The sequence below is a fragment of the Pseudomonas protegens CHA0 genome (assembly GCF_000397205.1).
GTDB classification, from domain to species: domain Bacteria; phylum Pseudomonadota; class Gammaproteobacteria; order Pseudomonadales; family Pseudomonadaceae; genus Aquipseudomonas; species Aquipseudomonas protegens.
On the sequence record NC_021237.1, the window covers coordinates 1,630,059 to 1,648,909 of the forward strand.

20 protein-coding genes are annotated in these 18,851 nt (G+C 64.2%); 9 read left to right on the plus strand and 11 right to left on the minus strand.

From position 1 onward, the window contains the following. Positions 1 to 29: 29 nt before the first annotated feature. Complete coding sequence (locus PFLCHA0_RS07320) at positions 30 to 248, minus strand: cysteine-rich CWC family protein (protein WP_011059771.1); 219 nt, start codon at positions 246 to 248, stop codon at positions 30 to 32. Then, positions 241 to 1,728, minus strand: a complete 1,488-nt coding sequence (locus PFLCHA0_RS07325) for a sensor domain-containing diguanylate cyclase (protein ID WP_011059772.1) — start codon at positions 1,726 to 1,728, stop codon at positions 241 to 243. Before PFLCHA0_RS07325 ends, PFLCHA0_RS07320 begins: the two co-directional genes overlap by 8 nt. A gap of 339 nt (positions 1,729 to 2,067) precedes the next feature. Here PFLCHA0_RS07325 and PFLCHA0_RS07330 point away from each other — a divergent pair, with 339 nt between their 5' ends. Beyond that, positions 2,068 to 2,277 carry a hypothetical protein gene (locus tag PFLCHA0_RS07330; RefSeq protein WP_227454106.1) on the plus strand — a complete coding sequence of 70 codons (210 nt, stop codon included), beginning with the start codon at positions 2,068 to 2,070 and terminating at the stop codon, positions 2,275 to 2,277. A 274-nt stretch (positions 2,278 to 2,551) separates the two neighbouring features. Then, entirely contained in the window at positions 2,552 to 2,947 is a 396-nt protein-coding gene (locus PFLCHA0_RS07335) for a hypothetical protein (protein ID WP_011059773.1), read from the plus strand. A 115-nt stretch (positions 2,948 to 3,062) separates the two neighbouring features. Here the strand turns inward: PFLCHA0_RS07335 and PFLCHA0_RS07340 are convergent, their stop codons facing one another. After that, on the minus strand, positions 3,063 to 4,175 hold the full coding sequence (locus tag PFLCHA0_RS07340; protein ID WP_015634508.1) for an enoyl-CoA hydratase/isomerase family protein: 1,113 nt from the start codon (positions 4,173 to 4,175) through the stop codon (positions 3,063 to 3,065). Between the two features lie 132 nt (positions 4,176 to 4,307). Here PFLCHA0_RS07340 and ung point away from each other — a divergent pair, with 132 nt between their 5' ends. Beyond that, positions 4,308 to 5,000, plus strand: coding sequence for a uracil-DNA glycosylase (gene ung / locus PFLCHA0_RS07345; protein WP_041120579.1), 693 nt, complete (start codon positions 4,308 to 4,310; stop codon positions 4,998 to 5,000). A gap of 154 nt (positions 5,001 to 5,154) precedes the next feature. Here the strand turns inward: ung and PFLCHA0_RS07350 are convergent, their stop codons facing one another. The 5 genes from PFLCHA0_RS07350 to PFLCHA0_RS07370 all read right to left on the minus strand — a co-directional run bounded on the left by PFLCHA0_RS07350 (position 5,155) and on the right by PFLCHA0_RS07370 (position 10,570). Then, the gene (locus PFLCHA0_RS07350) at positions 5,155 to 6,186 is read right to left on the minus strand and encodes an AbrB family transcriptional regulator (RefSeq protein WP_015634510.1); all 1,032 of its coding nucleotides are present in this window, start codon (positions 6,184 to 6,186) and stop codon (positions 5,155 to 5,157) included. Further along, complete coding sequence (locus tag PFLCHA0_RS07355) at positions 6,179 to 7,693, minus strand: tripartite tricarboxylate transporter permease (RefSeq protein ID WP_015634511.1); 1,515 nt, start codon at positions 7,691 to 7,693, stop codon at positions 6,179 to 6,181. Before PFLCHA0_RS07355 ends, PFLCHA0_RS07350 begins: the two co-directional genes overlap by 8 nt. A 1-nt stretch (position 7,694) precedes the next feature. Then, positions 7,695 to 8,153 carry a tripartite tricarboxylate transporter TctB family protein gene (locus PFLCHA0_RS07360; RefSeq protein ID WP_011059778.1) on the minus strand — a complete coding sequence of 153 codons (459 nt, stop codon included), beginning with the start codon at positions 8,151 to 8,153 and terminating at the stop codon, positions 7,695 to 7,697. 58 nt (positions 8,154 to 8,211) lie between these two features. Next, a complete protein-coding gene (locus PFLCHA0_RS07365; protein ID WP_015634512.1) occupies positions 8,212 to 9,198 on the minus strand; it encodes a Bug family tripartite tricarboxylate transporter substrate binding protein in 987 nt (328 codons plus the stop codon). Between the two features lie 79 nt (positions 9,199 to 9,277). Further along, complete coding sequence (locus PFLCHA0_RS07370; RefSeq protein WP_015634513.1) at positions 9,278 to 10,570, minus strand: OprD family porin; 1,293 nt, start codon at positions 10,568 to 10,570, stop codon at positions 9,278 to 9,280. A gap of 236 nt (positions 10,571 to 10,806) precedes the next feature. Here PFLCHA0_RS07370 and PFLCHA0_RS07375 point away from each other — a divergent pair, with 236 nt between their 5' ends. Together PFLCHA0_RS07375 and PFLCHA0_RS07380 are read left to right on the plus strand one after the other, a co-directional pair. Beyond that, positions 10,807 to 11,478 (plus strand): response regulator, encoded by a 672-nt coding sequence (locus tag PFLCHA0_RS07375; RefSeq protein WP_011059781.1) that lies wholly within the window; start codon positions 10,807 to 10,809, stop codon positions 11,476 to 11,478. After that, positions 11,471 to 12,856 (plus strand): sensor histidine kinase, encoded by a 1,386-nt coding sequence (locus PFLCHA0_RS07380; RefSeq protein WP_011059782.1) that lies wholly within the window; start codon positions 11,471 to 11,473, stop codon positions 12,854 to 12,856. Before PFLCHA0_RS07375 ends, PFLCHA0_RS07380 begins: the two co-directional genes overlap by 8 nt. A gap of 7 nt (positions 12,857 to 12,863) precedes the next feature. Here PFLCHA0_RS07380 and PFLCHA0_RS07385 read toward each other — a convergent pair whose 3' ends face one another. Together PFLCHA0_RS07385 and ygfZ are read right to left on the minus strand one after the other, a co-directional pair. Beyond that, complete coding sequence (locus PFLCHA0_RS07385; RefSeq protein ID WP_015634515.1) at positions 12,864 to 13,685, minus strand: HDOD domain-containing protein; 822 nt, start codon at positions 13,683 to 13,685, stop codon at positions 12,864 to 12,866. A gap of 37 nt (positions 13,686 to 13,722) precedes the next feature. Beyond that, positions 13,723 to 14,664 (minus strand): CAF17-like 4Fe-4S cluster assembly/insertion protein YgfZ, encoded by a 942-nt coding sequence (gene ygfZ / locus PFLCHA0_RS07390; protein WP_015634516.1) that lies wholly within the window; start codon positions 14,662 to 14,664, stop codon positions 13,723 to 13,725. 149 nt (positions 14,665 to 14,813) lie between these two features. On the opposite strand from ygfZ, the gene PFLCHA0_RS07395 reads away from it, so the two are divergent. After that, positions 14,814 to 15,068: an FAD assembly factor SdhE gene (locus tag PFLCHA0_RS07395; protein WP_011059785.1), complete on the plus strand. Its 255-nt coding sequence runs from the start codon at positions 14,814 to 14,816 to the stop codon at positions 15,066 to 15,068. Continuing rightward, positions 15,052 to 15,504, plus strand: a complete 453-nt coding sequence (locus PFLCHA0_RS07400; protein ID WP_015634517.1) for a protein YgfX — start codon at positions 15,052 to 15,054, stop codon at positions 15,502 to 15,504. Before PFLCHA0_RS07395 ends, PFLCHA0_RS07400 begins: the two co-directional genes overlap by 17 nt. Here PFLCHA0_RS07400 and nadB read toward each other — a convergent pair. Beyond that, complete coding sequence (nadB, locus tag PFLCHA0_RS07405) at positions 15,473 to 17,089, minus strand: L-aspartate oxidase (RefSeq protein WP_011059787.1); 1,617 nt, start codon at positions 17,087 to 17,089, stop codon at positions 15,473 to 15,475. The two genes, PFLCHA0_RS07400 and nadB, sit on opposite strands and share 32 nt — an antisense overlap. Before the next feature lie 558 nt (positions 17,090 to 17,647). On the opposite strand from nadB, the gene rpoE reads away from it, so the two are divergent. Together rpoE and PFLCHA0_RS07415 are read left to right on the plus strand one after the other, a co-directional pair. Next, on the plus strand, positions 17,648 to 18,229 hold the full coding sequence (rpoE, locus tag PFLCHA0_RS07410) for an RNA polymerase sigma factor RpoE (protein ID WP_007930230.1): 582 nt from the start codon (positions 17,648 to 17,650) through the stop codon (positions 18,227 to 18,229). 31 nt (positions 18,230 to 18,260) lie between these two features. Next, a complete protein-coding gene (locus PFLCHA0_RS07415; protein WP_011059788.1) occupies positions 18,261 to 18,848 on the plus strand; it encodes a sigma-E factor negative regulatory protein in 588 nt (195 codons plus the stop codon). Positions 18,849 to 18,851 lie beyond the last annotated feature (3 nt).

The following is an 18,851-nucleotide window of genomic DNA, read 5'->3' on the forward strand; positions in this document are numbered from 1 at the left end:
GGTGATCGGTGGCTATCGGCTGGAGGGGCTCAGGGACGGGGCAGGGTAGCGGCGCGCAGCTGCGCGTCGACCCCGGCACAGCGCGGGCACAGGCAGGCCTGGTTGCGCAGCTCCGGCGCCAGGGCTTCGATGATCGCCGGGTCGATGTCCACGCTGTAGCACCAGCAGGCCTGGCCGGCGCGGCGCGGGTCAGCCAGGGTGCAGTCGTTGCGGGCACCGCAGGCGGGGCAGAGTTCAGGTTCATTCATGGCTGGAGTGAGGCATTTCCACGCAGGTTCGATTGCGTCCGGTGTGCTTGGCACGGTACATCGCGTGGTCGGCACGGGACAGCAGGCTGTGCAGGGTGTCCTGGGCTTGCAGGCTGGTCAAGCCGATGCTGACGGTCAGTTGCAGCGGCTGCCCTTCATAGTGATAGCGCTGCTGTTCGGTGAGCAGGCGGATCTTCTCGGCGATGCCCAGGGCCACGCTGCTGTCGGTGTCCTTGAGCAGGACGATGAATTCTTCGCCGCCCCAGCGGCAGACGATGTCGGACTGGCGCAGGCAGCCCTGCAGGTCCCGGGCGAAGCCACTGAGCACCTGGTCCCCGGCCAGGTGGCCGTAGGTGTCGTTGAGGCGCTTGAAGTGGTCCAGGTCCAGCAGCACGGCGCACAGCGGCGTCAGGTCGCGCCAGGCCTCTTGCAGGGCCTGGGCCGCCAGCAGGTCGAACCCGCGGCGGTTGGGCAGACGGGTAAGGCTGTCGAGGGTGGCCTGGGCTTCGATCTTGCGCTGATAGCGGCGCACCACGGCGCTGAGCAGGACCAGCACGATGGCGGTGATCACCAGGCAGATCAGCAGGTTCAGGTACAGCGACTGGCGGATGCTGTTGAGGGCGCCGTCTTCGCGTTTGTCGACGAACAGGTACCAGTTCAGCTCGGGAATGAAGCGCACATTGAGAAAGTGCCCCTGGCCCTGGGAATTGTATTCATAGCTGCCGCTGTGGGGCTTGGGCAATTGGCTCAGCAGCTCCTTGAGGCTGCCCAGTTCATGCAGCGACTGGCCGCTGCGGGCGCCCTGGGGGCCACCGTCGGCACCGGTGAGGACGATGCGGCCGAAGGCGTCGACGAAGTACACGCTGCGCTGGTAACGCTGCTGGTACTTGTCGATCAGCTTGATCACCGCATCCACGGTCAGGCCGACCCCGGCGGCGCCGATGAAGCGGTCCTGGTAGTCGTAGACCTTGTAGTTGATGAAGAAGGTCAGCTTGTCCTGGTTGGCCAGGTCCGGGTCGACGTTGATCTCGTAGGGCGTGCTCATGTCGCGTACGCGAAAGTACCAGGCGTCCCGGGGCTCATCGGCCTTGACCTTCTTCAGCACGCCCTTGGCCTGGTAGTAGGTGAGGCTGGTGTTGGAGACGAAGAACGCGGTGTAGGCGTCGTAATGGGTCATGACCTCGTTGAGGTAGCGGGTCATCTGGCTCGGGTCGCGCTCGCCGGCCACCACCCAGTCGCGCATGAAGGTATCGCGGGCCATCATCGAGGAGATCAGCACCGGCCGCACCAGGTCCTTCTGGATTTCCGAGTACACGGTATCGGAGGTCAGGGGCAGTTCGGTATTGACGATGCTGTCGCGGATCGAATCCCGCGAGGCGTAGTAGCTGAGCAGCGAGGTGGCGAGAAAACCGCTGCCCAGCAGGGCGATCAGGACCAGAACCAGCGAGCGCTGGGAATACAGGGGAGAGCGGCGCGGCATGGTGATTCCGTGATAGTGGCCCGATGACGCATTCTAGTGGCACGGCGCGCAAATAACTCGTTCATCACGCGCCTGAATTGTCTCGACTTCGATACGTTTGCCAGGCGCTGGAAGGCCAGCGGGGGGCTCGTTGCAACTGGAGCCTGCAAGGCCGCCGAGCAGGCCCCGCCACTGGTCGGTGAAGCCATCGGGGCACTGCTGCGCGGCGCACCACAAAGGCTTTTTGCGGTCCTATGCAATGCCAGTCATGCCGTTTCGATTGGCGTCGTCCAGCGTCGCTGGTACGGCTTGCACGCGGTCCGGGAGGCCGCCATGTTCCGTCGAATCTTGCTCGGTGTTGTGCTTGGTTTGAGTCTGTCCGCCTGTGTGCCCTATTACGTCGAGCCGGGGTACTACCGCACTGACGTGTATGCAGTTCCAGGCCCCTATTACTACGGTGGCTACCCCTACTATGGAGGCGGCTACAGGCCTCACTACTATTACCGGCCCTACTATCACGGGGGCTACGGGCCGCACTACTACGGCGGCTACCGACGCTGGCACCACTAGCCGGCACCAAGGCCCGTACAACAGGCCACCGCCTCGGATGACAAGAGGCCAAGGGCCGAGAGTCGTTGCCCACAGCGCTGCCTTTGCCTGAGGCAGCGCTTTTTCGTGGGCGTGGAAAACCGCGGGAAAGGACGTCAGCAGCACTTGTTTCAAAGTGTTGCGCAAATCGCACCACAAGCGCTTTTCGCGGTCAGATATTGCGTCAGTCAGCCTGTTGCTGATTGCCGCCTGCCAGCGTCGCTGGCGAGGCTTCTTCGCGGTCCAGGAGGCCGCCATGTATCGTCGACTTCTACTGATTGCCTTACTGGGTTCGAGCCTTGCTGCGTGTGCCCCTTATTACGGTGGAGGCTCCGGCTACTACAGCTCGGAGGTCTACAGCGCTCCCGCGCCGGCCTATTACTACGGTGGCGGGTCTTCCTACTATTCCACGGGGCGCAGTTACTACCCACCGCGCTACTACCAGCCCGCGCCGCGCTATTACCAATCGGCCCCGCGTTACTACCAGCCACCGCGCGCGGTATACCGGCCTTATCCGAACCAGGGTTGGGGTGGGCATGGCCGGCCGAACAACTGGAGCAACCAGGACTGGGGCGGCCACGGCGGGCGTGACAATGGCGGGCGCGGCGATCACGGGCGCGGCGACCATGGCCACGGTGGCCGCGGTCATTGAGCCGGTACTGGGCTGAACCCTGTAGCCGCTGCCGCAGGCTGCGACAAGGTCCGCAGGACCTTCGGCGAGTCCACTGTCGCCGCGTCCTTTCGGGCAGTGCGCAGCCTGTGACGATCTAGTAATCCGTCAGGTCCGCCAGGGGATGGCGACCTTCCCAGGCCTTGTGGAAATGCGCCTCCACCACGGCCTCGGGCACGCTGTTGATATCCGCCCAGTGCCAGTGCGGCTGATGATCCTTGTCGATCAGCCGCGCGCGCACGCCTTCGGCAAATTCCGGATGCCGGCAGCAGTTCAGGCTCAGGGTGTACTCCATCTGGAACACCTCGGCCAGGGACAGGTAGCGGGCGCGGCGGATCTGTTCCCACACCAGGTGTGCAGTCAGCGGGCAGCCTTCGACAAGGGTCTTGGCCGCACGGCTGTAGAGGGCATCGCTGTGGTTGTGCAATTGGCTGATAGCCCGCCAGGCACAGCCCACGTCACTGACATCCAGCCAGCTGTCGATCTGTTGCCGGCGCGGCAGCCATTGAGCGTCGGGCATCTGCTCCAGGGCTTCCTGTTGCAGGGCCTTGAGCAGGCTGTTGAGCTGCCTTGGGGTCTGTTCCTGCCAGTTCAGTTGCAGCAGGCCCTCGATCAGCGCTTCCTGTTGCTCATCGAGCAGGAAACGGTCGGCAAGGTTCAGGTCCAGAGCGTCGCGGCCGTTCATATGGGCGCCGGTAAGGCCCAGGAACAGCCCGAGCTTGCCGGGCATGCGCGACAGGAACCAACTGGCGCCCACATCCGGGTACAGGCCAATGCTGATTTCCGGCATCGCCAGGCGGCTGCTGGGGGTGACGATACGAATGCCAGCACCTTGCAGCAGCCCCATGCCGCCACCGAGGACATAACCGTGGCCCCAGCAGATCAGTGGTTTGGGGTAGGTGTGCAAGCGATAGTCGAGGCGGTATTCCGCGGCGAAGAAGTGCCCGGCCAGCGGCGGCACTTCGCCGGGATGGGCCAGGCAGGCATGGGCCAGGCTGCGCACTTCGCCGCCGGCGCAGAAAGCCTTGGCGCCGTTGCCCCGCAACAGCACGCACACTACCTGCGGGTCCTTGGCCCAGGTGTCGAGGTGTTCGCTCAACTGCTGGATCATGGGCAGGGACAGGGCGTTCAGGGATTTTTCCGCGTCCAGGGTGGCAATGGCGATGCGTGCACCATCGGTGCCGGTGAGTTCTTCGACGTGCAGGTTCATCGTGACCTCGATGGGAAATTTAAGCGGTCAGTATGATCGCTGTAAGGGAAAGTGCCGGTTCTGTGTCAGATCAATTGACAAGCGAAGTGGGCTTTCCTAGGGTGCGGCCATTGTTTTTTCACGGGCATGGCCATGACTGCTGACGATCGTATCAAACTCGAACCGAGCTGGAAGGAGGCCCTGCGTGCCGAATTCGACCAGCCCTACATGAGCGAACTGCGGGAGTTCCTGCGCCAGGAACATGCCGCCGGCAAGGAAATCTACCCGCCGGGACCGATGATCTTCAACGCCTTGAACTCCACGCCGCTGGACAAGGTCAAGGTGGTGATCCTCGGCCAGGACCCCTACCACGGGCCGGGTCAGGCCCATGGGTTGTGCTTCTCGGTGCAGCCCGGGGTGCCCGCGCCACCGTCGCTGGTGAATATCTATAAAGAGCTCAAGCGCGACCTGAACATCGACATCCCCAACCATGGCTACCTGCAGAGCTGGGCCGACCAGGGCGTGCTGATGCTCAACACCACCATGACCGTGGAGCGGGCGAACGCCGCTTCCCATGCGGGCAAGGGCTGGCAGTTCTTCACCGACCGGATCATCGAAGTGGTCAGCGAGCATCAGCCGCACCTGGTGTTCCTGCTGTGGGGCGCCCATGCCCAGAGCAAGCAGAAGCTGATCGACGCCACCAAGCACCTGGTGCTGACCTCGGTGCACCCTTCGCCCTTGTCGGCCTATCGCGGCTTTCTTGGTTGCGGGCACTTCAGCCGCACCAACAAATACCTCGAGCAGAACGGCGAGACGCCGATCGAGTGGCGCCTGCCGCCGTTGTAACCAGTGCTCGATGGGGAGGCTGCTTGGCGGCCACCCCGCTCGCGACTTGAACCAAGGCATATCTGTAGCCGCTGCCGCAGGCTGCGAACGGCCCGTGGGGACGCGGCGGTGGTTCGGCCACCGAAGGTCCTGCGGACCTTGTCGCAGCCTGCGGCTACAGGGGGCCTTTGTTCCAGTGGCGGAACAGGGGCTCGGCGAGAAACAGCACGAACAGCAACCTCATGACCTGCATCGCCGTTACCAATGGCACCGACAGTTGCAGGACCTCGGCCGTCAGGCTCATTTCCGCAATGCCGCCGGGCATCATGCCCAGGGTCAGCGAGCGCAGGTCCAGGCGGGTCAGGGCGCTCAGGCCCAGGGCTGCGAGGCCGGCGATCAGCATGGTCAGGGCGGTGCCGATCAGGGTTCGGCCCATGAACGAAGGGGCCCGGCGAAAGAACTGGCGGTTGAAGTGGCAGCCCAGGCCGCTGCCAATCAGCCACTGGCCCATCTGGCTGGCGCCGTCGGGCAGGCCGATGTGCAGGTCCCAGGCGATGTTCAGTGTCGCGCTGAGCAGCAGGGGGCCGAACAGCCAGGGGTTGGGCTGGCGCAGGCGCTGCCAGAGCCAGGCCAGCAGGGCACCGGCCGGAAACAGCAGGGCCAGCCAGCGCCAGTCCACCGTAGCGGCATGCAGGGCGGGCGTGCCTTCCCCCAGCAGGTACTTGAACGCCGCCGGCACACAGAGCACCACCGTCAGTACCCGCAGGCTCTGCCCGGCCGCTACCCGGCTGAGCACAGCGCCGTTGCGCGCGCCGAGGTTGACCATCTCCCCGGAGCCGCCGGGCATGCTGGAGAAGAACGCGGTGGCCCGGTCCTCGCCGGTGCGCCGCAAGAGCCAGACCCCGACCACGCTGGACAGGCTGGTGACCAGGGCACCGAAGAAGATCAGGCCGAAATGGCTCAGCACCTGCTCCATCACCTGCGGGGTGAAGTGCAGGCCGATGCCGATGCCTACCACCCATTGCCCGCATTTGCGCCCGCCGGGGATTTCCGCCAGTTGCCAGGGCGTCAGGCAGCGCACCAGGATGATCGCCAGCAACGAGCCTACCATCCACGGCAGCGGCCAGCCGATCTGGCTGGCGAGGTAGCCGCCAACCAGGCCCACCAGGGGCGTGCCCCACCACTGTTTCCAAGTGGATTCAGACATCGGCCACGGCACGTTGCTGGGCCGCGCGCTTGCGCCAGATACGCAGCAGCGGCATCAGCAGCATGATCACGGTCAGCACCCAGACCCCGACGGTGATCGGGCTCGACCAGAGGATCTCCATGGCGCCGTTGGAAATCGACAGCGCCCGGCGCAGGTTCTGCTCCATCAGACCACCGAGGATGAAGCCCAGCAGCACTGGCGACAGCGGGAAGTCCAGCTTGCGCAGGACGTAGCCGAAGATGCCGATGCCCACCATCAGGAACAGGTCGAAGGTGGTGGCGTGTACCGCATAGACGCCGATCCCGGTAATGATGGCGATCACCGGCACCAGGGCCCAGTTCGGCACCGCAAGGATGCGGGTGAAGATACGGATCATCGGAATGTTGAGGATCACCAGCATGATGTTGGCGATGAACAGCGAGGCGATCAGGCCCCAGACGATATCCGGCTGTTGCTGGAACAGCAGCGGGCCGGGGGTGATGTTGTACAGCGACAGGGCGCCGATCATCACCGCGGTGGTGCCGGAACCGGGCACACCGAGGGTCAACATTGGTACCAGGGCGCCACAGGCCGAGGCGCCGATGGCGGTTTCCGGGGCTGCCAGGCCGCGCTTGTCGCCCTGGCCAAAGGTGCCGCTGGCACCGGCTATGCGTTTCTCGGTCATGTAGGCCACGGCGCTGGCCAGGGTCGCGCCGGCTCCGGGCAGCACGCCCATGATGAAGCCCAGCAGGCCGCAGCGGATGTTCACCACGAACACCGAGGCCGCTTCCTTGAAGTTGAACATCATGCGCCCGGTGGCCTTCACCGCTTCCTGGCCGCGATGGGTCTTTTCCAGCAGCAGGAGAATCTCGCTGATGGAGAACAGGCCCAGCACCAGCACCACGAACTGGATGCCGTCGGTGAGGTGGATATTGTCCCCGGTGAAGCGGTACACGCCGCTGTTGGCGTCGATGCCCACGGCCGACAGGAACAGCCCGATCAGCGCGGCAATGAAGGTCTTCAGCGGCCGATCGCCGGCCATGCCGCCGAGGCAGACGATGGCGAACACCATCAGCACGAAGTACTCCGCCGGGCCGAAGGCGATCGCCCACTTGGCCAGCAGCGGGGCGAACAGCACCATGCCGCAGGTGGCGATGAAGGCACCGATGAACGAACTCCAGGCCGACAACGACAGGGCTACGCCCGCCAGGCCCTTGCGTGCCATGGGGTAACCGTCGAGGGTGGTCATCACGGTGGAGGCTTCGCCGGGAATGTTCAGCAGGATCGAGCTGATCCGGCCACCGTATTCGCAGCCCAGGTACACCGCCGCCAAGAGGATCAGCGCCGATTCCGGCGGCAGGCCCAGGGCGAAGGCGATGGGGATCAGCAGCGCCACGCCGTTGATCGGGCCCAGGCCCGGCAGCAGCCCGACCACGGTGCCGATCAGGGTGCCGGACAAGGCGGTGACCAGGTTGTAGGGGGTCAGTGCAACGCCGAAGCCCTGGCCCAGATAGCTGAGGGTATCCATATCAATTCTCCAGAACGTCGAGCAGGCCGAGGGGCAGGGGGACGTCCATGACCCGGTCGAACAGCCAGTAGAGGCCGACACTGAGCAGGCAGATGATCACCAGGCTGGGCAGCCAGCGGCCGCCGTACAGGCGGGCCATGGGCACGCCGATGAGAATGCTGGCGACGATGAAGCCCAAGGGCTCGAAGGCCCCGGCGAAGACCAGCAGCAAGGCCACGCAGAGGGCGATCTTGGTCAGGGTCTGCCGGTCCAGGGGCGGTTCTTCTTCGCTGTGCTTGATCGGCGCCGGGCGAAACAGCATGTACAGCAGGGCCAGGCCCATCAGCCCGAGCATCAGCAGGGGGAAGGCCCGCGGGCCCACCGGTTCGTAGGAAAAGGCCGCCTGGTAGGGCCAGGCCATCAGTGCCAGGCCGGCACAGGCCAGCAGCAACACCGCGGCGAAGAGACGTTGAACGAGCATGGCTAACTCCCGGGCCCGGCCCCCGATGCGCGAGGGCCGGGCCGTCAGAAAGGGACGGTCACTGGATCAGGCCGAACTCTTTGGCCAGGGTCTTGTAGTCGGCTACCTGCTTCTTCACGTAGGTATCCAGTTCGGGGCCGGTCATGGCGAAGGGGAACAGCTCGCGCTGGTCGCGCAGCTTGGCGAACTCTGCGGAGGCCAGCAGCTTGTCGAAGGCCTCTTTCCACCAGGCGTACTCCGCATCGCTGACCTTAGGCCCGAGGTAGAAGCCGCGTACCACCGGCCAGACGATGTCGTAGCCCTGCTCCTTGGCGGTGGGGATGTCTTTCATTTCCGGCTCGTCCAGGCGCTGCTCTGAGAACACCGCCAGCAGGCGCATGTCGCCGGCCAGGATATGCGGCATGGAGTCGGAGATGTCGGTACTGCCGACCTGGATATGCCCGCCCAGCAGGGCAGTGGCGATCTCGCCGCCGCCTTCCAGGGCGACATAGCGCAGGTCCCTTGGGTTGATCCCTGCGGCCTTGGCGATCAGCGCGGTCTGCATCCAGTCCTGGCTGCCGACGGTGCCACCGGAGCCGATCACCACTTTGCTCGGGTCTTTCTTCAGGGCCTGGACCAGATCGTCGAGGTTCTTGTAGGGCGAATCGCTTTTCACCGCGATGGCGCCGTAGCTGGTGCCCACCGCCGCCAGCCAGCGCACCGCGCTTTCATCGAAGCGGCCGAACTTGCCCTGGGCCAGGTTCAGCAGCGAACCACTGGACCAGGCCACCAGGGTCCCGGCATCGGCCGGACGCTGGGCCACCACCGCGTTATAGGCCACGGCCCCGACACCGCCGGGCATGTAGGTCACGCGCATCGGCTTGGACAGGAGTTTCTCGTTGACCAGGGCGCTTTGCGCCAGCTTGCAGGTCAGGTCGAAACCGCCGCCAGGGGAGGCCGGGGCGATGCATTCCGGGCGCTTGGGCTCGGCGGAGGCTGCCAGCAACTGGCCGGCGAACAACATGCAGCCGGCGGCGAGGGCGAGTTTGCGCAGTGAAAGGTCCATGAGCGTCTCCACAGGAGTTGTTGTAGGTATGTCCGGGTCATCCCCGACCCGTTTTTCGTAGGAGCGTGATAGGGGGGGCTTACCACAGCGCTACGCTGTAGCTCACCAGCAGGCGCACTTCATCCGCATCGCGTGCCGAATAGTTGGAACGGTAGGTGGCGTTGCGCAGGCGCACGGCGACGTCCTTGAAGGTGCCGCTTTGCACTACGTATTTGACCTCGGTGTTACGTTCCCACTCTTTGCCGGTGTCGCCGTTCTTCAGGGCAATGTTGTCGCCGCTGAGGTAGCGGGTCATGAAGCTCAGGCCGGGCACTCCCAGCTTGGCGAAGTCGAAGTCGTAACGGGCTTGCCAGGAGCGCTCCTCGGCCCCGGCGAAGTCGTTGATCTGCACGAAGTTCACCAGGTATGGGTCGCTGCCATCTACGTAGGGGAAAGCGCTGTCGCCGGACATGTGCTGGTAGCCGGCGCTGAGTTTATGCCCGTTGAGGGCGTAGCTCACCAGGCCGTTGAGGGATTTGTTGTCGATCTTGCCGCCGCGGGCCTGGCCCTGGTCGTCGCTGATGGCCAGGCGCAGGTCGGTGCCGAAGGTGCCCGGGCCCATGGGCTGGGAGGCTACCAGGCCGAGAAAGTGCTGGTTGTAGACATCGTCCAGTTGGGCGAAGTGGTAGCTGCCGGTGATCTTGTCGGTGAACTTGTAGTCCAGGCCGCCGAAATTGAAGTGCTTGCCGGCCACGGTGCCGGCGAAGCGGCTGTTCTTGTTGTTGAGGCGGATATCCTCGTAGTTGCTGTCATCGCGGTCCTTGGCCTTGTCCAGGCGACCACCGGTGAAGGTCAGGTTCTTGATCTCCCTGGAGGTCAGCAAGCCGCCCTCGAAGGTCTGCGGCAGGATGCGCCCGTCGTTGGGCTTGAGGATCGGCAGTTCCGGAATCAGGCTGCCGATTTTCAGTTCGGTGGCGGAAATCTTCACCTTGCCGGTCAGGCCGAGCTTGGAGTACTCGTTGGCCGCGCGCCCGTCATCGTGGGTCGGCAGCAGGCCGGTGCCGGTGCGGTCGGGGCTGGAGTCGAGCTTGACCCCGAGCATGCCCAGGGCGTCCAGGCCGAAGCCCACGGTACCTTCGGTGTAGCCCGACTGCAGGTTGAGCATGAACCCCTGGGCCCATTCGTCGCGCTTGGACTGCTGGGCGCTGGTGCCGTCGCGAAAGTCGCGGTTGAAGTACATGTTGCGGGTTTCGAAGGTGGCGCTGCTGTCTTCGATAAAGGCGGCCTGGCTCAAGGGCGCGAAACCGGCAAGGGTGGCGGCGCTGGCAAGAGCAGTCGGGGTCAGACGGGAAAAACGCGCGGGCTGGACAGCCTGAGGGTGCGTGGATGGCATCCTGGAGTACTCCGTTATTGTTCTTATTTTGACGAAAACGCTTCGAGGCGTTTTGCGGGTCAGCGGCCTTCACGGCCAGGGCAGTCGAGACTGTCCGTGGCGGGACTCTAAAGGGCCAACCTTTCGCTAACCTTTCAGTGCACTTTCGTGGCTTTCGGGCTTCACAGCGGCGGTTGCGGCGGTACACTCCGCGCCAAAGAGCGGCGTCGATCCCCCCTGAAACGAGGTAAACAGCCATGCGAGTCCTGCTCGTGGAAGACCATCTGCAACTGGCCGAAAGTATCGCCCAGGCGCTCAAGAGCACCGGCCTGACCGTGGATGTGCTGCACGATGGGGTGGCGGCCGACCTGGCCCTGGGCAGCGAGGAATACGCCGTGGCGATCCTTGATGTCGGCCTGCCGCGCATGGATGGTTTCGAAGTGCTGGCGCGCCTGCGGGCCCGCGGCAAGAACCTGCCGGTGCTGATGCTGACCGCCCGCAGCGACGTCAAGGACCGGGTCCACGGCCTGAACCTGGGGGCCGACGATTACCTAGCCAAGCCCTTCGAGCTGACCGAGCTGGAGGCCCGGGTCAAGGCCCTGTTGCGCCGCAGCGTGCTGGGGGGCGAGCGCCAGCAGCGTTGCGGAGTGCTGGCCTATGACCTGGACACCCGGCGTTTCACCCTGGGCGAGGAGTTGCTGACCCTGACTTCCCGCGAACAGGCGGTGCTCGAAGCCTTGATCGCCCGCCCTGGCCGGGTCATGAGCAAGGAGCAACTGGCCTCCCAGGTGTTCGGCCTGGACGAAGAGGCCAGCCCCGACGCCATCGAGATCTACGTGCACCGCCTGCGCAAGAAGCTCGACGGCCATGCGGTCGCCATCGTCACCTTCCGCGGCCTGGGCTACCTGCTGGAAAGCCGCGATGCATAAGCCCAGCAGCCTGCGCTGGCGCTTGCTGTGGAACCTCGCACTGCTGCTGGTGGTGCTGATGCTGGCCAGCGGCCTGAGCGCCTACTGGAACGGCCGTGAGGCCGCCGATACCGCCTATGACCGGACCTTGCTGGCTTCGGCGCGAACCATTGCCGCCGGCTTGTCCCAGCGCGATGGCAGCCTGAGTGCCAACGTGCCCTATGTGGCCCTGGACACCTTTGCCTACGACAGCGCCGGGCGCATCTACTACCAGGTCAACGACATCCATCAGACACTGATTTCCGGTTATGAGAACCTGCCCGGGCCGCCGCCCGGCACCCCGCGAACCGATGATTACCCGGCCCTGGCGCGCTTCTACGACGCCCGCTACCAGGGCCAGAACGTACGGGTGGTGAGCCTGCTCAAGGCGGTCAGCGAGCCGAACATGAACGGCATGGCGGAAATCCGCGTGGCGGAGACCGACGAGGCGCGGGTGGCCATGGCCCGCAGCCTGATGGCCGATACCCTGCTGCGCCTGGGCATGCTGGCCATCGGCGCCCTGGTGCTGGTGTGGTTTGCGGTGAGTGCGGCCTTGCGCCCCCTGGAACGCCTGCGCGGGGCGGTGGAAGAGCGCCAGCCGGACGACCTGCGGCCGCTGCCCCTGGTCTCGGTGCAGCGCGAACTGTGGCCGCTGGTACGCGCCTTGAACCATTTCACCGAGCGCCTGCGCGGGCAGTTCGAGCGCCAGGCGCAGTTCATCGCCGAGGCCGCCCATGAGTTGCGCACCCCGCTGGCTGCGCTCAAGGCCCGCCTGGAACTGGGCTTGCGCGCGAGTGAGCCGGATACCTGGCGCGCCACTCTGGAAAGTGCTGCCCAGGGCACCGACCGCCTGACCCACCTGGCCAATCAGTTGCTGTCCCTGGCCCGGGTGGAAAACGGCGCCCGGGCGATCGCCGAGGGCGGGGCGCAGTTGCTCGATCTCAGCCAGCTGGCCCGGGAACTGGGCATGGCCATGGCGCCTCTGGCCCACGCCCGGGGCGTGGCCCTGGCCCTGGAGGCCGACGAACCGGTGTGGCTCAGGGGCGAACCGACCCTGCTCAATGAACTGCTCAGCAACCTGGTGGACAACGCCCTGGCTCATACTCCGCCGGGTGGCAATGTGGTGCTGCGGGTGTCACCGCCCGGGGTGCTGGAGGTGGAGGACGATGGGCCGGGCATTCCCCTGGAAGACCGTGACCGGGTCTTCGAGCGCTTCTACCGGCGCAATCAGCAGGGTGCGGGTTCGGGCCTGGGGCTGGCGATCGTCGGTGAGATCTGTCGCGCGCACCTGGCACAGATCAGCCTGCACGATGGCGAGCCGTCGGGGTTGAAGGTGCGGGTGAGCTTTACAGCCGGCTAGGGGATGCTCAATAGAGCATGGAGCGGGATTCTTCCAGGTCCAGGCACATGGCCTTGTTGTCCGGGTCTATCCCCAGCTTCTTGAAGGCCGGCACGCTGAAGGCATCGATCCGCGACAGCGGGTGCTCGGTGTCCTTGTGGCAGTACAGGGTTGCCACCTGGACCAGGTCGACGTAGTCGATCCGGCTCGACTGGCGGCTGAAGTCCAGGTATTGCCCGGGGATCTGCACCAGTTGCTCGGGGAACTCCCATACCCGCAGCAGCTTGTCTCCCAGCAACGGGTGGATGCGCTCGATCACGTGATTGAGGCTGACCGGGTCGGAGAGCAGTTCGTAGTGGTCTTCGGCGTAGGTAAGAATCGGCAGCACGCCGATCTGGTGCACCAGGCCGCCCAGGGCCGCCTGGTCCGGCTTGAGCTGGCTGTAGCTGCGGCACAGCGCATAACTGACCCCGGCCACCTCCAGGCTGCGGCGCCAGACATCGCGCATTTTCTGTTCCACCACTTCGGAGCGGGCGTTGAAGATCTGCTCCATCACCAGGCCGATGGCCAGGTTGCTGCTGTAGTTGACCCCCAGGCGGGTGATTGCCGTGTGCAGGTCGGTGACTTCCTGGGCCGCCCTTAGCAAGGGGCTGTTGACCACCTTGATCAGCCGCGCCGACAGCGCGGTATCGCGGCCTATCACCTTGCTCAGGGTACTGACGCTGATTTCCGGGTCTTCGGCTGCCTGGCGAATCTGCAGGGCCACCTCCGGCAGGGTTGGCAGAACCAGGTCATCGTTGCCGATGGCCTCCAGCAAATCCTGTTGGACCTTTTGCGCCAGCTCAGTCATGTAAGTTCTCTAGGGTGTTGCAAGAAAAGGCAGGCAATCAGCGCTGGATCTCGCGGTCGCGATCCAGCTGGTACGGCAGGTCCAGCAGTTGCAGGGTTGGCCCTTCGAGTGTTTCCAGGTGCAGTTCGCCCCCTTCCACCGCTTCGGCCTGCAACACGGCCAGCAGTTCCACGCCCTGCTGCGCCCGGGCGGCCAGGACCACTTCGCCAATGGCGCTGTTGTGGCTGGGAGCGAACAGCGCAGTGCCTGGAACGGGGAGGGTGTCGCCAGGCAGGGCAAGGCGGTACAGGCGACGCTTGAGCTTGCCCAGGTACTGCATGCGGGCGACGATTTCCTGGCCGGTGTAGCAGCCTTTCTTGAAGCTGACGCCGCCAACGGCCTGCAGGTTGAGCATCTGTGGAATGAACAGTTCACGGGTCTCGGGCATGACTTGGCCGAGGCCGGCGCGGACTTGCCCCAGCAGCCACTGGTTCAGCTCGCCCTCGGGCAGTTGCGCGGCCAGTTGCTGGCGCAGGCTGGCGGCGCGCTCGGCCGGCACCCAGAGTTCGGCGCGCTGGCTGGATACGCGCAAGGCGATCAGGCCATCGGCGCGGGCCACGGAGCCGTCTTCCTCGGGCAGCTCAAGGCCCAGACCGCTCAGGGCGACCTGGGCATCGGCCAGGCCGAAACGCGCCCAACTGGCGCTTTCGTCGGCAAGCTTGGCCTTGGAGAACACCGCGTACTTCTTCAGGTCCGCCAGTTGCGGCTCGATCAGCTCGCGGGCCATGGCCAGTAGGCAGCCGTCGCTTTCCAGAAGGATGCGGAAGCTCGATTGCATGCGGCCTTTCTGATTGCAGCGGGCGCCGAGGCTGGACTGGCTGTCACTGAGGTAATTGAGGTTGCAGGTCAACTGACCCTGAAGGAATTTGCTGGCGTCAGGCCCGCGGACAGCGAGCACGCCTTCGTGGGAGAGGGGGAAGAAAAAAGCGGAGTCAGCCATGGTTCATCGCAGGGTAAAAAGTCTGGAGCACATCATAAGGGGGCGCCCCTGAAATGGATAGTTCACAAAGGATGGATGGCCACCGACCAAAGCCGACTGTTCTCGTCTCCCCCGGGCTGTATACTTGCGCTCTATTTGAGGAGCGCTCCATGGTTGAAGATGTTGAACTGAATCGCCTCTACTGGCACAGCCGCCGCGGCATGCTTGAGCTGGACGTATTGCTGGTGCCGTTCGTCAGGGAGGTGTACCCGCATCTCAATGAGACCGACCGCGAGTGCTATCGCAAGCTGCTGGAGTGCGAGGATCAGGACATGTTTGGCTGGTTCATGGAGCGCAGCGAGTCCGAGGACCCCGAGCTGCAGCGCATGGTCCGCATGATTCTGGACCGTGTCCAACCCAAGTAGGTTGTTCGAATGCCGCTGGCGTGCCTCACGGCAACTGCTGGCGGCCTACCTGCTGGCCCAGGCGTTCGCCCTGGGCGCGTTTTTCCTGCTGGATCTTCCGTCTGTCGCCAGGCTCGTGGGGCTAGGGTTGTGCCTGCTGCACGCCGGCTGGGTGTTGCCGCGGCAGATTCTCTTGAGCCATCCACGGGCCTTCACCGGGTTGCGTCATTCGCCCGAAGGCTGGCAGCTGTGGAGTCGATCCGAGGGGTGGCAGGCCGTGCAGTTGCGCCCCGACAGCCTGGCGCTGCCATTGATCGTGGTGCTGCGTTTTCGGCTGCGGGGGGAGCGCTGGGTGCGCTCCCTCTGTGTACCGCGGGACGCGCAGGCCGCCGACCAGCATCGGCGCCTGCGGCTGCGGCTCAAGTTCAGCCGGCGTAGGTGGGCGGCACCAGAATAGTGTCCCGGGCCTCGGGCAGCATCTGCGGGTAGTCCAGGGTGTAGTGCAGGCCGCGGCTCTCCTTACGCTCCATGGCCGAGAGAATCATCAGCTCGGCCACCTGGGCCAGGTTGCGCAGCTCGATCAGGTCACGGCTGACTTTGTAGTTGCTGTAGAACTCGTCGATCTCGTCCAGCAGCAGGCGCACCCGGTGCTGGGCCCGCTGCAGGCGCTTGTTGGTACGCACTATGCCTACGTAGTCCCACATGAACCGCCGCAACTCGTCCCAGTTGTGCGCAATGATCACGTCTTCATCGGAATCGGTGACCTGGCTGGCATCCCAGGCGGGCAGGGCGATGGGGATCGACACCTGGGGCAGTTGCCGAAGAATGTCGGCCGCCGCCGAACGGGCGTAGACGAAGCACTCCAGCAACGAGTTGCTGGCCATCCGGTTGGCGCCGTGCAGGCCGGTGAAGCTGGTTTCGCCAATGGCGTACAGGCCCGGCACGTCGGTGCGGCCCTGTTGGTCCACCATCACCCCGCCGCAGGTGTAGTGCGCGGCCGGCACCACCGGGATCGGCTGCCGGGTGATATCGATGGAAAACTCCAGGCAACGCTCGTAAACGGTGGGGAAGTGGCTCTTGATGAAGGCTTCCGGCTTGTGGCTGATGTCCAGGTACACGCAGTCGATGCCCAGGCGCTTCATTTCATGGTCGATGGCCCGGGCCACGATGTCCCGTGGTGCCAGCTCGGCCCGAGGGTCGAAGCGCGGCATGAAGCGTTCGCCGTTGGGCAGCTTGAGGTGGGCGCCTTCGCCACGCAGGGCTTCGGTAATCAGGAAGCTCTTGGCCAATGGGTGATACAGGCAGGTGGGGTGGAACTGGTTGAATTCCAGGTTGGCCACCCGGCAGCCCGAGCGCCAGGCCATGGCGATACCGTCGCCGCAGGCACTGTCGGGGTTGCTGGTATAGAGGTAGACCTTGGCTGCGCCGCCGGAGGCGAGGATCACGAAGCGTGCGCCAAAGGTGTCGACCTGGCCGGTGCTGCGGTTGAGCACGTAGGCTCCCAGGCAGCGGTCGCCTTCCAGCCCCAGGCGTTTTTCGGTGATCAGGTCGACGGCGACCCGTTGTTCCAGCAATTCGATATTGGGGTGTTGCCGAGCCTGGGCCAGCAGGGTCTTGAAGATGGCCGCACCGGTGGCATCCGCCGCGTGGATGATCCGCCGGTGGCTGTGGCCGCCCTCGCGGGTCAGGTGGAATTCGAAGCCGCTGTCGTCGCTGCTGGAGTCTTCGTCGCGGGTAAAGGGCACGCCCTGGTCGATCAGCCACTGGATGGCCTCGCGGCTGTGTTCAACGGTAAAGCGCACCGCATCCTCGTGGCACAGGCCGCCGCCGGCATTGAGGGTATCATCGACGTGGGATTCTACGGTGTCGGTATCATCCAGCACGGCCGCGACGCCGCCCTGGGCCCTGAATGTCGAGCCGTTGGCGAGGTCGCCTTTGCTCAAGACGGCAATACGCAGGTGGCTGGGCAGGGTCAGGGCCAGGCTCAAGCCGGCGGCACCGCTGCCAATCACCAGAACATCGTGTTGAAACTGTTGGCTCATTTGAAGGATTCCGCTCAAAGCGACCCGGGAAGGGGTTGGCGCAAGACGCCTGAATCGGCAAGTCAAAGCAGCCACACAGCCCACTAGTATATAGAGGGGGGGATCGGCACAATAGTCGCGCCTTCATGGCATTGTGCGACTTCACCGAGCAAAAGCGTTGCTCTCGGTCAGTCCGATATTCGGAGCATTCCAGCCTCTGGAGCGGCTGATCGAAGACATAGGGCGGTTTTTCTTGTCACCGTTACACAATCTTCGTCTGGCGCAGCTATAAAGATTGGGAACTTTTGCCAAGGCCCCAAACTCAATAGAAGGTTGCCTGAAAGAAGGGACAGCGTCGGTTATATCCAAGGTTTACAGTGTGTCCCTTGTGACAGAATTCGACGACAGGATTATTCGCGCAGCCGGCCTCGCCCGTGCTGCGTTTTTCGTGCGTGCCGGATCAGAGCCCGCAGGAAACTTGCTTGGAGGGGGAGAACTTTTGCGAAAAGCCCGAGTCTATGTTTGCAAGCCTGATCGTTTAGTGATGCAAGCCTCCTCCGAGCTTATCGAGGAGTGTTCATGCTAACCCAGGAAGAGGATCAGCAGCTGGTCGAGCGCGTTCAGCGTGGCGACAAGCGAGCGTTCGATCTGCTCGTGCTGAAGTACCAGCACAAAATTCTCGGGTTGATCGTGCGTTTCGTGCACGACACCCATGAAGCCCAGGATGTTGCACAAGAAGCTTTTATCAAGGCTTACCGTGCGCTAGGTAATTTTCGGGGTGACAGCGCGTTTTACACGTGGCTGTACCGTATCGCCATCAACACGGCGAAAAACTATCTGGTTTCACGCGGCCGCAGGCCGCCGGATAGCGATGTAAGTTCTGAGGATGCGGAGTTCTATGACGGCGATCATGGCCTGAAGGATCTCGAATCGCCGGAGCGTGCGTTGCTGCGGGATGAGATCGAGGGCACCGTCCATCGAACCATCCAGCAACTGCCTGAAGATTTGCGTACGGCCTTAACTTTACGTGAATTCGATGGTCTGAGTTACGAGGACATTGCGAGCGTCATGCAGTGTCCGGTGGGTACCGTGCGCTCCCGGATTTTCCGCGCTCGGGAAGCCATCGATAAAGCCCTGCAGCCGTTGTTGCAGGAAACTTGAGACAGCGGCGACAGCCAAGAGAGGAACCGCCATGAGTCGTGAAGCCCTGCAGGAATCGCTGTCCGCGGTGATGGATAACGAAGCGGACGAACTGGAATTGCGTCGGGTATTGAATGCCGTCGACGAAGTGGAAACCCGTGAGACCTGGGCTCGTTATCAAATCGCCCGGGCAGCCATGCACAAGGAGTTGCTGCTTCCGCGTCTGGACATCGCCGCTGCCGTTTCTGCAGCTCTGGCTGATGAGGCCGTGCCGGCCAAAGCCTCCCGCGGACCTTGGCGCAGCCTGGGCCGTCTGGCAGTAGCTGCCTCGGTGACCGTGGCCGTGCTGGCCGGTGTTCGCCTGTACAACCAGGACGAGATCGCAGGTGTCGAACTGGCACAGCAAACCGGCCAGCCCACCCTGGCGACTCCACAAGTCAAAGGGCCGGCAGTACTGGCCGGCTACAATGAAAGCTCGGAAGCTACTGGCCCCATGGCCAATGGCGTACTACAAGGGCAGCCAGGCTGGCACGATCAGCGTCTGCCAAGCTACTTGCGCCAGCACGCCCAGCAAGCTGCACTCAAAGGCACTGAAAGCGCTCTGCCTTACGCCCGTGCGGCAAGCCTGGAAAACCGCTAAGGA